At 61.4% G+C, this 13,410-nt stretch carries 9 protein-coding genes; 8 read left to right on the top strand and 1 reads right to left on the bottom strand.

Going from position 1 to position 13,410, the window contains the following annotated elements; genetic code table 11:
- Positions 1-396 precede the first annotated feature (396 nt).
- The 4 genes from VKZ50_00845 (at position 397) to VKZ50_00830 (ending at position 6,228) form a co-directional block, all read left to right on the top strand.
- Complete coding sequence (locus VKZ50_00845; protein ID HLJ58261.1) at positions 397-1,947, top strand: ABC transporter substrate-binding protein; 1,551 nt, start codon at positions 397-399, stop codon at positions 1,945-1,947.
- Between the two features lie 1,296 nt (positions 1,948-3,243).
- Positions 3,244-4,869, top strand: coding sequence for a gamma-glutamyltransferase family protein (locus VKZ50_00840; GenBank protein HLJ58260.1), 1,626 nt, complete (start codon positions 3,244-3,246; stop codon positions 4,867-4,869).
- A 665-nt stretch (positions 4,870-5,534) separates the two neighbouring features.
- Complete coding sequence (locus VKZ50_00835; GenBank protein HLJ58259.1) at positions 5,535-5,885, top strand: integrase core domain-containing protein; 351 nt, start codon at positions 5,535-5,537, stop codon at positions 5,883-5,885.
- 19 nt (positions 5,886-5,904) lie between these two features.
- Positions 5,905-6,228 carry a hypothetical protein gene (locus tag VKZ50_00830; protein HLJ58258.1) on the top strand — a complete coding sequence of 108 codons (324 nt, stop codon included), beginning with the start codon at positions 5,905-5,907 and terminating at the stop codon, positions 6,226-6,228.
- Positions 6,229-6,978: 750 nt separating this feature from the next.
- Here the strand turns inward: VKZ50_00830 and VKZ50_00825 are convergent.
- Entirely contained in the window at positions 6,979-7,626 is a 648-nt protein-coding gene (locus tag VKZ50_00825; protein ID HLJ58257.1) for a polysaccharide deacetylase family protein, read from the bottom strand.
- 332 nt (positions 7,627-7,958) lie between these two features.
- Between VKZ50_00825 and VKZ50_00820 the strand changes: the two genes are divergently transcribed.
- The 4 genes from VKZ50_00820 (at position 7,959) to VKZ50_00805 (ending at position 13,406) form a co-directional block, all read left to right on the top strand.
- A complete protein-coding gene (locus VKZ50_00820) occupies positions 7,959-8,855 on the top strand; it encodes a hypothetical protein (GenBank protein ID HLJ58256.1) in 897 nt (298 codons plus the stop codon).
- Positions 8,856-10,106: 1,251 nt separating this feature from the next.
- A complete protein-coding gene (locus VKZ50_00815) occupies positions 10,107-10,421 on the top strand; it encodes a GDCCVxC domain-containing (seleno)protein (protein ID HLJ58255.1) in 315 nt (104 codons plus the stop codon).
- Between the two features lie 337 nt (positions 10,422-10,758).
- Complete coding sequence (locus tag VKZ50_00810) at positions 10,759-12,549, top strand: peptide ABC transporter substrate-binding protein (protein HLJ58254.1); 1,791 nt, start codon at positions 10,759-10,761, stop codon at positions 12,547-12,549.
- A 611-nt stretch (positions 12,550-13,160) separates the two neighbouring features.
- Positions 13,161-13,406 carry an SHOCT domain-containing protein gene (locus VKZ50_00805; GenBank protein HLJ58253.1) on the top strand — a complete coding sequence of 82 codons (246 nt, stop codon included), beginning with the start codon at positions 13,161-13,163 and terminating at the stop codon, positions 13,404-13,406.
- Positions 13,407-13,410 lie beyond the last annotated feature (4 nt).

The raw sequence follows: 13,410 nt of genomic DNA, 5'->3' as shown, positions 1-13,410 counted from the left end.
GATCCCTCGCGATCGCCGCCAGCGACTTGCCAGACTCCCGCACCAACCGGACTGCCTCCGCTCGAAACTCCTTCGCATACGGTGGGCGTGTCTTCCCCACGGTGGACTCCTCTCTGGGGTCTTGACCCCCTAACGATAGGGTGTCCACCAAACCGGGTCAACTCCATAGAGAAGGAAGGGACTCCCTCTCTGCGCGGACGGGGGACTTTCAGGGGGTTCTCAGCGCGGCAGGACAGTGTAAACGTCTACCGAAAAGACAGGCTAAGATTCAATGGGAACATGACACAAAAACCACGGAAGCATATAGCCATCTCGGGCTGAAGGGGGAGAGTAGTGAGATCTTTCGAGTCGTACCCTTGGGGCAAGCTCAGCCGACGCGCGTTATTGGCGGGAGGATTGGCGCTCGGCGGGGCGGCGGCGCTTCATGCTGGCATGGCCCGCAGTTTGCCGGGAGCGTTGGCTGCAACCGCTCAGACGCCAAAGCGCGGCGGCACGCTCATGGGCGCCCAGGAGGTCGATCCGATTAGCCTGGATCCGCACAAGAGCGTTTTTGCCTCGCTGCAAGCGTACGAGCCCATCTACGAGAGCCTGACCACCTACGACGAAAAGACGCGCGTGGTGCCGGCGCTCGCCCAGAAGTGGGAGATCACAAACGGCGGCAAGACGTATCTGTTCCACCTTCGGCCGAATGTGAAGTTTCACAACGGCCAGTCGATGACTGCTGAAGACGCACAGTACAGTATACGCCGCGTACTAGATGCCAAGACTGCGTCGCCGTTTCGAAGCTGGTTTACTTCAATCAACGAAATCAAGATCATTGATCCCCTGACGGTGGAACTGACCCTCAACGCCCCGTACCCGGATCTCCTGGGCGCGTTCGCTGCGCTGACGGCGTCTGCCATTATTCCGAAGGGGTTTGCGGAGCGGGAGAATCTCGCGATCAAAGCCATTGGGACCGGTCCGTTCAAACTAGTCGAGTACGTGCCACAGGACCACATCACGTACGTGCGGAACGCGGATTACTGGGATCAGCCGCTGCCGTACCTCGACGGGATGACGTTCAAGATCATGACGGAGGAAATTGCCCGGGTCAGTGCGTTGCGCGCAGGCCAGATCGAATACGCGGCCCTGGGTGCGCAAAGCGCGGCACTACTTGGGAACATGTCCGGGATACACGTTCTGAAGTCGCCGTATGCCTGGCTTGGAATGCACCATATCAACGTGAGCAAGAAGCCGCTCGATGATGGGCGGGTGCGCCGCGCGCTGCGTATGGCGGTAGACACACGCGAGATCATACAGAAAGCTGTGTACGGTGGGGGGGTGCCGTCGGGGCCCATCAACACCGGGTTCGCGGATTGGTCTCTCGACCCGCGGACGCTGCCATACCTCACGCCCGATGTGGACGGCGCCAAGAAGCTGTTGGCCGAGGCTGGGCATCCAAACGGCGGCTTCGCGATCGAGATCAAGTGCTCGCCCCAATATCCTGAGAGCGTGGCCAGCTCGCTGGTGATCCAGCAGGCGTTGAGCAAGCTGAACGTCAACGTGAACGTCGTTCAGATGGAGTGGGGAGCCCTCGTCAGTGCCGCGCGCCAGGCCGCGGAAACCGGCGGGAAGGAGGGAGATCAGGTCTTCGGCTTTCCCCAAACGTTCCGCCCCGGCCCCGACGGATACATCTATCCGTGGTTCCATTCTCAAGGAACATTCAACTTTGGTGGGTACCACAATCGCACGCTTGACCCACTCATCGTGCAGGCACAAACGATTTCCAATCATGACGAGCGCCGGAGCCTCTACATCGAGATCCAACGGATGCTGTTGACGGATTCGCCGTCTTGGTGGTGGTACGCGAAATTCAATATCGAGGCACTGTCGTCGAAATTCCGCGGATACTCGCAGTCATTCACCGGTCTTCGGATGTTCTTGAAAAAGACCTGGATCAGTAGTTGAGTCGTCTGGTGAAGAAGATCTACGGGGAGAGGCCACTGCGCTCGTTATAGTAGAGCGCGTATCGCACAGCATCCAGTAAAGTGTCGCAGAAGAGCGTTCCATCCGGCGAGGGATGAAATCTCTGCACTGGATATTAGGAGGCATATCGATGTGTACAATTGGCGCGATCACAGGAAGGGATCGAGCCGGTGAAGTCCGATCGTTCTTGTTGAAGACTGCTGATTGCTGGGCGGGGTGCGAGTTCCACCATTCGATAGAGACGAGCGAGGGAGGGGTCCGACGAATCGACTTTTCAGTTGAGCCACAACTCGGCGTGAATTCTGGCTTGAACGAGTATGGATTGGGAGTAGTCATCTCGTACTCCGATTACCGGTTCCGTGATCCGGAGATCTACCCTCGGGAAGAAGTCTTCCGAGATGCATTTATTAGCTCCGAGAAAGAACCCCGGACTCAGATGAATCACCTGGTTCTTTCACACTGCAAAAGTGTCCCGCAAGCAGTGGAATTCATCGAGCGATTCGTGACGAGACATCCAGAGATGATGGGTGGCAACCACCTGCTCGCTGATGCCACTGGCAATGTTGCGATCGTTGAGCAGTGCGAGGGTAAGACCGCGGTAGCTGACTACTCACAGGTTGGGTACGCTGGACGTGGCAATAATTCATCGCTGCTAATCCGAGATAAGCAGGCAAGTATTTCCATAATTCACGACTGCCTCAAGCGCCAAGAACAGATGGAGGCGTTTCTAAAATCGCAGGTGGGCGTTCTCGAGAATGGCGATGGGCCTCGGTTTATTGAATCGGCAAAGGCTCTACTTGGTTCTCACGCGGGCAGTCCGGATCAGACGGGGTCAATCTGTGTCCATGGGCTGCAGGTGCGCGGAACCCGGGCCCCGGCCATTGGCCGGTTTGGGACGGCGCCGTTTTGGACAGCTACCGCATTGGTTCTCGATCTTCGGCGGCGAGAGATGCTATTTTCGGTGAAGAATCCTTGTCAGGGTGAATGGCGAAGCTTGAACTTGACATAGGCTTCAATACCCCGAAGTCGTGGTGCGTCGGCTTCAGTATCGCGGATGTGTCCTGTACGTGGCGATGCGTAGTCATTCACTAGACCGGGGATCTTTCTCCATGTGATATGGCTGCAGATTGAGATAGCCGTCATGTGTATCAACGATGAGTTTCTTTGTGCGAGGTTGTCTCGGCCTACGGAGGGGGCACGGGCTAGTCCCTAGGTCGTAGGGTCGGCTAGCGGAACGAAAGCAGGGTTAATAGTGGGCGGTCGAACAGGAGGATTGCGATGCTTCCGCACGGAGCTGCCCATCGGCCTGCCGTGTGCGGTACCCGCGGCGTTGTCACGTCGGCGCACTTCCTCGCGTCCATGGCTGGCGCCGAGATGTTGCTGGAAGGGGGAAACGCTATGGACGCCGCCATCGCAACGGCGGTGGCGTTGAATGTCGTTGAGTTCTATCGGTCGGGCCTCGGGGGCGCGGGTGTCATGGTTGTGTCATCTGCGCGGCGGCGCGAACGACTAGCTCTGGACTTTACCGGGTTTGCACCGCACGCGAGCGACCCGGCGCGGACGGCCGCGGACGAGCTGCAGGTTGGGCCCAAAGCTGCGCTAACCCCTGGTGCACTTGGCGGCTGGCTCGCCGCCCTGGAGCGATTCGGCACCATGCCGCGCGACAAAGTCTTCGCGCCGGCCATTCGACTTGCAGAGCGGGGATTCCCTCTCAGCTTGAGGACGTGCGACTTTCTCCGTCTTGCTCTACCACGGCTTGCTGCGTCGGATGAAGGCCGGCGGGTCGTACGTGGTGGTGGCACGCCACGACCAGGCGCGATTTTCGTTCAAGCGGACATGGCCAGAACGCTTCGCCAGATCGTCGAAGGCGGCGCCGGTGTGCTGTACGGCGGGCCCCTGGGCCGCGCCATTGCCAACGGTGTTGAGCAACACGGGGGGTGGCTGCGCGAGTCGGATCTAGAAGCATACAAGCCTCACTGGCAATCGCCACTCGGGGGCAATTTTGATGGCGTCGATCTAATCATTCCACCGCCACCGTGTTCAGGGTGGCAGATCTTGGAGACATTGCACATCCTTGAAGGGTTCGAATTGAAGTCACTTGGTCATAACTCCGCGGATTACTTGCACCTGTTCATCGAAGCTGCGAAGCTTGCTGCTAGCGATCGGGTCGCGTATGCGCACGCGGAACAAGCGCCGGTGCGTAGTTTGATAACCAAAGCCTATGCTGGCGAGCGACGGTTGCACCTGGATCGCCTACGTGCAAGTGCAAGCGGCGGCGAGCGATTCAGCCGAGATGTCTTGCCCGGGCAGGTACCACCGGGGCGCCCGGACCTTCTTGCAGAAGAAACGACGCATTTCGCCACGGCAGACACCGACATGGTCGTGAACGTGACGCAGAGCCTTGGCAACATGTTTGGGTCGGGATTTATGGTCCCGGGAACAGGCGTGTTTCTGAACAACTTTCTCGCGTGGACGGATCTTGATGCTGAAAGCCCGAACTATCTCCGGGGCGGGGAGCAGATCGAGCTCATGATGACGCCCGTGCAAGCATTTCGGGATGATCGATTCGCCTTGTCCATTGGTACTCCGGGCTCGTATGGCATCTTGCAGACGACTCCGCAGATGATCTTGAATCATCTCGTGTTCGATCTGAACATTCAGGAAGCGATTGAGGCGCCCCGCGTCTGCACACGACGAAAGCGGGCTATTGATGTCGAGGCACGAATTCCCGCGGCGATCCGCAGCGCGCTCGCGACCCGCGGACATGAGATCAATCTCTTGGACGAGCATGAGGGCTGGTCATGGACCCTCGGCGGTGCTCACGGGATTGCGCGCGACGCCGAATCTGGATCGCTCGCGGGCGGAGCGGACCCACGACGCGACGGCTATGCCATTGCGATTTGAGCGCGATCGCGTAGCTTGTTGCTGCAGCGCAAACGATCGGACCTGATGTCGAGCGATCCGAGGAGCGCTGCCAAGCCCAGCGGGTTGATCGGTTGATCATTTCGCCATTCTGACGAGGGCGAACTCCTCGGCGGCCTTACTTACGAGGGGCTGACACGTGTCACGAAACGCCCGGTGTTGGCGCTCTGGATCATCGCCCTCGGTCGGGCTGGCAACGACCGATAGCTTTCTGATCGCGACGCTCCCACTCGCTTTCGACTCCGGCTCTCTGTTGGGCATTCCGATCGTTGGGCTCGTGATCCCGTTCCGACAGGCCCTTCCCCTCCTCGGGATGGATCGGTTCGCACCAGTTCGCACCATTTTCGCCGAGGCTGTCATGCCTGCAAACACGGCGATGCACTATGTCTGCGCAGTGATGCTGTTGTTGCGCGTGCCGCGGGCGAGCAGCCACCGGGTCTGAACACGCCCATATGGGCGGCTCGGCGCGCAGTCCCGGCTCGATCTAAGACGCGTCCAGATGTGCCAGGATCGCCTCAGATGAATCCCGTGTGGACCACCGATCCCCCCCCCCAGGGCAGGCCATGTTTCCCCACTTCCGTCGCAAATCCAAAAGTTGAAGCCGAACGCGCCGCTTCCACCCGCCTACCGCGTTCCTGCGGACCTGCGTGGTACCCACCTACCGGCACGCGGGCCAGCACGTCCGCGCCGTCTTGACCGATGGGGGGCCGGAGTCCTATGGACGCTTCCTGACCGCCTGTCGCGAGCTGGGGATCGAGCATCGCCGTACCAAACCGCGCCATGCGTGGACCAATGGCTTCGTCGAACGCTTGCAGGGGACGATCCTGAGCGAGTTGTGGCGGGTCGCCTTCCGCCGGACGTACTATACGAGCGTCGCGCAGTTGGAGCGCGATTTGCAGGCCTACCTGCGCTTCTACAATCGGGAGCGCCCGCATCAAGGGTACCGCCTGCAAGGGCGGACGCCGGCAACCCTGTTCGCCGGCAGAAAGGTCAACTAACCCATGCCGCTGGGCTCGATTGGAGTGCAAAAGTGTCAACACCTCGTCCACACTGGACACGCTAGACGAATACGGGCTCGCCGCGTCCGGCCTGCCGGGTCGCGGCGACAAGGCCGCTGGTCGCCTCCGGCAGATGGGCGCGCTCGGGGCAGAGGCGGGGCAGACGATGCTCGCCGAAGCCGAGGCGTTCGTGCGCTCGCGCGTTCCCGCGAGCACGGTCATACGGCGGGTGCAGCGGACCGGCATTCCGGAGCATGAGATCATCGCGGCGGCGCTCCGCCTGCCCAACACTCAAGCGTACTGTTCGAGGCCGGTCCCGGCCGACACGGACGGTAGCTCGTGACTTTTCCCAGCGCCGCCCTGCAAAACCTGCCAGTATACGAGAAAGACCCCGCTCCAGATGGACTGGGATCTCTCTCGCTGCGCGTCCTCCTGTAGGTTGGCCCGTCGTCGTCGGTTCGAATCCGTCATGGCGCGTCCGAACGGTCGAGTGATCCTGACCAACTCCAATCCGTTGGCGTTTCGCCGGGCTGTCCAAGCCGCCGCCGTCCTTGCGTCCTCTCGTTCTGGGCTTTGTCCCGCTGATCGAGGCTGACAACTTATCTCACGGGGACCTCCGTCCAACATGGGAGGTGCTCGGCGTGGGCTGCAAGTACGTATTGAATCCCCCTCCCGTCTTGAACCCCCACGAACAGTGCTAAACTGACGAAACCGCGTCAGTCGTCCACTGCAGTTCTCCCTACGCTACCAGGACGCGCTTTAAGGATTAGCCAGGTCGTGGATCCGGGGATGACGGTGCGTATGGAGATGTCGAAGGAGCTGCTGCCGCTAGCGATCCCGGGCCTCGGAGGAAGCGGAACATGACATTGACGCAGCGGCGGTAGCTGGGTACGGGCACCGCCAAGAATTGTCTCCAAGCTTGAGATGGTCTCAGATTCAAGTGCCTGCGTCCACCATGATGGACACCAGGCTTGCAGATTGCGCTGTCTGCCCCGCAAGGATGAGGTCTCTTTGTCGGGCCGGATTCTATTGCCTCACCAGGTCGAAGAGAACAAACCCCCACTCATCTGCCGTCCGCCGTGGCGGCCGAGGTTCATTCCGAGACCCACTCGTACGGTTGATCGAATTCCATTTGGTCCAGTCCCACAGGTTCAAAGCCGCGCTCACGGAGGCCGTCGATCAATTTTGGGAGCGCGGCGATCGTTGGGAGAGGACGGCTCAGGCGGGCTGCATCGTCGTCAGTCTCGGAACCATCGTGGAGATTAATGATTGATCCGTTGGCGAGATTTCGAGACTCGAGCACGCGCCGTACGATTTCGTTGGCATCGATTGGCTCGTAGTCGGCAGGATTGACGTCGGCGTAAATGATCTTGACTTCACATGACATTGCCAAGGGGGATTGCAGAACTACTGCAAAATTCTCGAGATAGTGGAAGCGAAGAAAGGCAGACGGCCTGCCCGTGATCGCAGTAATTACGGTCTCCGCGTGATCGAAGTCGCCGATATTCCTGATATGCGAGTAGCTCTGATTGCCTACGACGTGCCCGGCCTCTACGATGCGTTCTAGCGCCTTCGGGAATCGCTCCACCCACTTGCCAATGACGAAGAAGGAGGCTCGTGCGTTCTTTGCAGATAGGATTTCGAGCAATTGATCTGTCCGCGGTGGATTGGGACCGTCGTCAAACGTCAGCGCGACGATTGAGCGATCGCGGCGGCCGTGATTGTAGTATCGAACCCTCATGATTTCTTGTCCCCCTTGGAAAAAGTCACTACCGCCCCAACAATACTAATGAGCGTGTGAGTTCCTCGAGCAACGTTCCCCCCTAATAGAGTTGCTCTGCGTGTACCTTAAGGTGTTGACGACCTTTTCACGCCTTTCGGTGCTTCCGATGAACTTCTGTTCCAGGGGTGACGCGGGTCCGGGATCACCCGCCGATGACCGTCGCTTGTACAGAGCTTAAGCAGCTCGGCGGCTACCTGTTGCAGACGAGCAGAGCGGTTCTCTATTAGAGGCAGGTTGACGCTTGTCATGCGTTCGCCTGGGACAAGCCGCTCCCAGAGACTCGGGCGCTGATGTCCGCCTTGCGTGACACGTCGCCAGATTTCGTGTACTCGCTCCACAACGCCGGATTCGGCGGCGTCTATTACTACCCGTCTCGTCGCCTGGACGCGGCGTACGCGTTGCTCCACCAGATTCCGCACGAACTCGGATTGGTATTGTCGCTCGGCGAGCCGGAGATGCCTTGGGCAGTCGAGTGGGCGCCCGCCGTGTATCGGATCCCGAGCGTTCGCGATGCGTATGACTATCATGCGCAGTATGCGTCGGGAAACCCCGTGGAGCACATCGCCGGCGGCGGATCGAGTTGGGACTACCTGACGTCGTTCCGTGCCCCCGATCGCCTGCCCACGGTCTTAATCACGGAGCTACCGTACTTTCAGAGTCCGGACATCTCGGACCAGACGCCGACGACAGAAACGAAAGGTGCCGTGATTCTTAGCGGTGTTGAACGGACGCGCGACATGCTGGATGCCCTCTCCGGCCTGCTCGCCGAGGTCTCGGGCGAGGTGGTACAGGGCACCAGATTGATGAGGGCCTTTTCGTCGTTCGTAGCCTATCAGTCCAAGTCAATTGAGAGCAAGCGAACGTGGGCCAAAGAAGCACCTGGTATGTCGCAGCCCGCGACCGTGGCGCAGCGAGCTGATGAATTCTACGTCAAGACGTATTACAAGGTACTTATGGCGAGCATGCTGAACCGCGCGCTTGCGGCACACTTGCAAACACAGCGCGCGCCAGCAGTGATCGACGCACAGCAGCGACTGGAGCGATGGCTCACCACTTGGCTCAGTGATGTCGAGTCGCACCTATGCTACACTGCTATTCCCACCCGGACACTGGTGCAGGCGCAGTACGGAGCGATGCTGGCCGTCATGGGGCACATCGATGCATTCGAGTTCCGCAGTGACGGGTAACCTCCGAATGTCCGATCGCGAACGGCCGCACGTGCGTGGACGCGACCGGTCGGTTCCGGGATCGCGCGGCATCCTACGTTTCTGCGAGGGGCGCGGACGGGCAAGGTCGTCCTCTTTTCCGCCCCCGGCGAAGGCCGTGAGTCGGTTGAGATCGCACGCCTCGTCCTCGAAGAAGCGCGCAACGGCATCGCCTTCGACCGTATGGCAGTGCTGCTGCGCAAACCCGGCGCCTGCGCGCCGCTCCTTGAAACCGCACTTGCCCGCGCTGGTATCCCAGCCTACTTCGTTCAGGGAACAACCCGGCCGGATCCGGCCGGGCGCGCCTTCCTGACGCTTGTCGACTGCGCACTCGAGGGTTTGTCCGCCAAACGGTTCGCGGAATACCTCGCCTTCGGCCAGGTCCCATTCCAGACTCCCGACGCAGAAGGGTATCCGCACGCTGGTACCCCCATCGGTGGGGCCGAAGATGAATGGACGCCGCCCGGGGACGAAACCCTCGGCCCGGCGGCGACCTACCCCTTGCGGCAAGTCTCCACCGCGTCCACTGAAGTCGGTGAGAGGCAGGCGGGCATTCCCGTGGAGCATGACCAGCCCGCTCCGGCCGCTGACAACGTCCGTCTGCTTGAAGGCGGCCTCCGTGCCCCATGGAAATGGGAGGAACTCCTCGTCGAATGCGCAGTCATCGGCGTCGATGCTCAAGGCGGAAGGAGCGCTGCCGGACGGCGTAACGATTGGAGAGTTGGTGAGCCAGGCGTCGCACAACGAGAAGGAACTACACGACGACGCGGCGGCGGAGAACCATGGTGGCAACTCAACCGGGCATAGCGCTGGTCGTGGCAACCCCGGTGGACACGCTAACGGCAATGATGGTGGCAGCGGGGGCGGAATGGGTGGCGGGAACGGGAGTAGCGGTGGCGACGCGAACGGAGGTAATAACGGCGGCAACAGTGGTGGCAATGGGATGGGGAACGGCAACGGGAATGGTGGCAACGGAGGCGGGATGGCTGGCGGGAACGGCAATGGTGGTGGCGATGGCGGGATGGGTGGCGGGAACGGCAAGCACTAGCGCTCGTCCAGTGGTAACTAAGAGCTGGGAGCGCCACGAGACCAGGGGGCCACGTCGCAAGATCGGGCGCGGCCTTGCTCTGTCTGCGAAGGCGAGGGGGAGCGGACGCCCCATGGCTACAGGAGCGCACGATCGACACGGCGAACGGACGCGCACCAGCGCCATACGTCCCGAGGGGTGGTGCCATGCGGGTGCTTGAAGAGTCTGTCGTAACCTGTCCGATGTGTGGGACGATGGCCACGGAACGCATGCCAGCCGACGCCTGTCAAATCGTGTATCAGTGTCGCGGGTGCGGGGCGACGCTCAGGCCGAAGGCGGGGGACTGTTGCGTGTTTTGTTCATACGGGTCCGTGCCCGCCGGTGCAGCGCGAACGCAGTACGTCGCCGGACTCACCCTGATCCCGACAATCGAATGCGGAGAAGGCCGTGTCGTACGGTCAAGGCGTACCTCTTCGTGTTCGAGGGGGCTGTCGGTCGCTGGAGTCCCCGGAGAGGCGTGAAGGGCTTTGGCGAAACGTCCCGGTCGCTAACGTCGTCAGTGCGCTCGGCAAGGGAATCGAAGATCACATTCCCGAAGCCCGCAGAAACGGAACGGGGCTGACCCTGCCGGGGGCTTGCCACGATCCGAGCGACTTTCACATACATCATGAAAGTGCTTACAATAGGAAATCGCTTTTACTCGGGGTAGGGAGGGTACGTAGGAATTCGTCCGACTCACAAGCGCGAGGTCTTCGGTGAATGCCGAATGGACACAGTGCGCCCGTCGGCGCGGTGATCCAACGACGGGGCTATTGCGTTGTTGTGTACCAATGGTGCGAATGGAGGGAGGAGATAAGATTGAAGGATCTGACACGACACGGCGAAGCCGCTGAGACTGGGCGGTTGGGTCGCCGCGAGGCGCTGGCTCGTATGATCGCCCTTGGGATCTTGGGCGGTGGGATCGCGTCCGTAATCACCGCCGCGACTCCGAGGCCTGTCCGGGCCGCCGCGACGACCCGTGGAGCCGACGGGACGCTCAAGCTTCTCTACTGGCAGGCTCCGACCATCCTGAACCCGCACGTCGCCCTGGGAAGCAAGGACTGGCACGCCGCCCGTCTGTGCTGCGAACCGCTGCTTACCGTCGACGCGGCGGGGACGCTCAGCCCGGTTCTCGCGGCAACCGTGCCCTCGCGGGCCAACGGTCACGTGGCGCCGAACGGTTCGTCGGTCATTTACACGCTGAAGCGCGGCATCCGCTGGGCCGACGGTCGGCCCTTTACGTCGGACGACGTCGTGTTCACCTACCAGTTCGTGGCCAATAGGGAGACAGGGGCAACCACGTACGGCACCTACACTAACATCGCGAAAGTGGAGCCGCTCGATCCCTATACGGTGAAAATCACGTTCAAGACCCCGACGCCAGCCTGGTACCTGCCGTTTGTCGGGCTGGAAGGGACGATCCTGCCCAGGCACGCCTTGGATGCGTACGTGGGAACCAATGCACGAAACGCGCCATTTAACTCGATGCCGTTTGGGACCGGGCCGTACGTGGTGGAGAGCTTCCGCTCCGGCGATCTCGTCGTCTATCGAATCAATCCGTACTATCGCGACCCGAGTAAGCCCGCTTTCAGCCAGGTGCAGCTCAAGGGCGGCGGGGATGCGACGTCTGCGGCACGAGCGGTGCTGGAGACGGGCGAGTACGATTACGCCTGGAATCTGCAGGTCGAGTGGCCGGTGCTGCAGCACATGGCGGCCGCCAGCAGCGGCCAGCTCCTTACGGCGCCCGGGCTAGGGGTTGAACAGATCTTCTGCAACATGACCGACCCGAACAAAACGGTGGACGGCCAGCGGTCCTCCTTGAAGGCGCCCCACCCATTCCTGACGGACGTCAAGGTCCGTCAGGCGCTGGCGTTGGCGATCGACCGACAGGCGATCGCACAGCAACTCTATGGGCTTGAAGCCGAGGCGACGCCCAACATCCTCACGATCCCGACGAACTTCGCGTCGAAGCGCACGAAGCTGGTGTTCGATCTCGCCAGCGCCAACCGGCTACTCGACGACGCGGGGTATCGTCGCGGGGCAGACGGGGTCCGTGCGAAAAGCGGCGTCCGTCTCGAGATGATGTTCCAAACGAGCGTCGACAGTTTGCGGCAAAAGGAGCAGGAGATCGTCAAGGCCGGCTGGGCCCAAATCGGCATCGCGACAACATTGAAGGCGGTGGACGCGAGTACGTTCTTTAGTAGCGCCCCCGGGAACAACGATACGTTTCCCCACTTCTACACCGACGTGGAAATGCTGACCACTGGCCCGCTCGGTCCGTTCCCGGCTTCATACATGGCCCGGTTCTACAGCGCCGATCCGGCGAAAAACATCGCCCAGAAAGAGAACAACTGGTCTGGGCTCAACATCTCCCGATGGGTGGACGTGCAGTACAATCAGTGGTACGAGCAGGTCCTCGTCGAGCTCGATCCGAGGAAGAGCACGGATCTTTGGATCAAGATGAATGATCGGGTGGTGGACCAGGCGGTGTCGATTCCGCTCGCCGACCGCAAGATCGTTTCGGCGCGCGCGAAGAGCCTGAACGTGGGACAGAACCTAACGCCGTTCGACACCGATACGCGCAACATTGCCGACTGGAGGCGCGTGTGACCCTCCGCCCGGCCAGGAGGGGGGTTTGCCTAGAGTGTCCAGGGCGGAGAGGTGCTGACGCTCTGCCAGGCCAACCGAGCCCCGTGCCCGAGGTTGCCGGTCTCGCTGCTGGCGAACCGCACCGCCGCCGCCCGGCCGCGGGGACCAGCAACCTGAGCGCCAAGAGATCACGCCAACGAGGTCGTTCGGCCACCCGCTGGGTGGTGTCGCGGTGGGGATCGGGGCCGCCACGACTCCCTCCTTCGGTCCCTTACGCCGTCCGTGCCAGGAGGCACACGAATGAGGCTCCAGGCCGGATCCCGCCTTGTTCACGCCCCGCGCAACCTTCCTGGGCCTCGCGGTCCTGCTGCTCGGCTCGGCGGTTGCAGTCGTCGGCTGGATGCGCGAGACCATGACACACCGGCGGTGACCGGGACAGCAGGTAGGCAGGCAAAGAACGGAGCCGTAGCTTTCGTCGGTCATCACGCGGGCCTCGGAGAGTACCCGATGCCCGAACCGGCGTACGCCGCCAAATGCGCTGACGATCTGAGAGAATACGGTCGCGCCGAGCTCGTTGGGGACATTTCGGTGGATCGTGACAACGGTGCCAAGGCGAAGAAAGGAGGTGTACGATGCCGTATGGGCCGTACGGACCTGGCCCGTGGGGTTGGGGCTGGATGATCGGCGGGTGGCTCATGATGCTGGTGTTCTGGGCGCTCGTGATCGCGGCCATTGTCGTCGGCGTACGGACGCTCACCGGCCGGCACGGGTTCGGCCAGCCGAGCCAGGACAGTGCGCCGGAGATTCTCAGGCGCCGGTACGCGGGCGGCGAGATCACCAAAGAGCAGTTTGAGGAGATGAAGCGCACGCTGAGCTGAAGGA

This window comes from bacterium (assembly GCA_035295165.1).
Taxonomy (GTDB): Bacteria; Sysuimicrobiota; Sysuimicrobiia; order Sysuimicrobiales; family Segetimicrobiaceae; genus JAJPIA01.
This window is presented reverse-complemented; position numbering and strand designations above follow the sequence as displayed.

What these genes read in the sequence shown, in the direction of transcription:
- VKZ50_00840 (HLJ58260.1), top strand. Translation starts at nt 3,244, where the DNA reads ATGCTTCCGCACGGAGCTGCCCATCGGCCTGCCGTGTGCGGTACCCGC.
- VKZ50_00825 (HLJ58257.1), bottom strand. Translation starts at nt 7,626, where the DNA reads ATGAGGGTTCGATACTACAATCACGGCCGCCGCGATCGCTCAATCGTC.
- VKZ50_00820 (HLJ58256.1), top strand. Translation starts at nt 7,959, where the DNA reads ATGTCCGCCTTGCGTGACACGTCGCCAGATTTCGTGTACTCGCTCCAC.
- VKZ50_00815 (HLJ58255.1), top strand. Translation starts at nt 10,107, where the DNA reads ATGCGGGTGCTTGAAGAGTCTGTCGTAACCTGTCCGATGTGTGGGACG.
- VKZ50_00805 (HLJ58253.1), top strand. Translation starts at nt 13,161, where the DNA reads ATGCCGTATGGGCCGTACGGACCTGGCCCGTGGGGTTGGGGCTGGATG.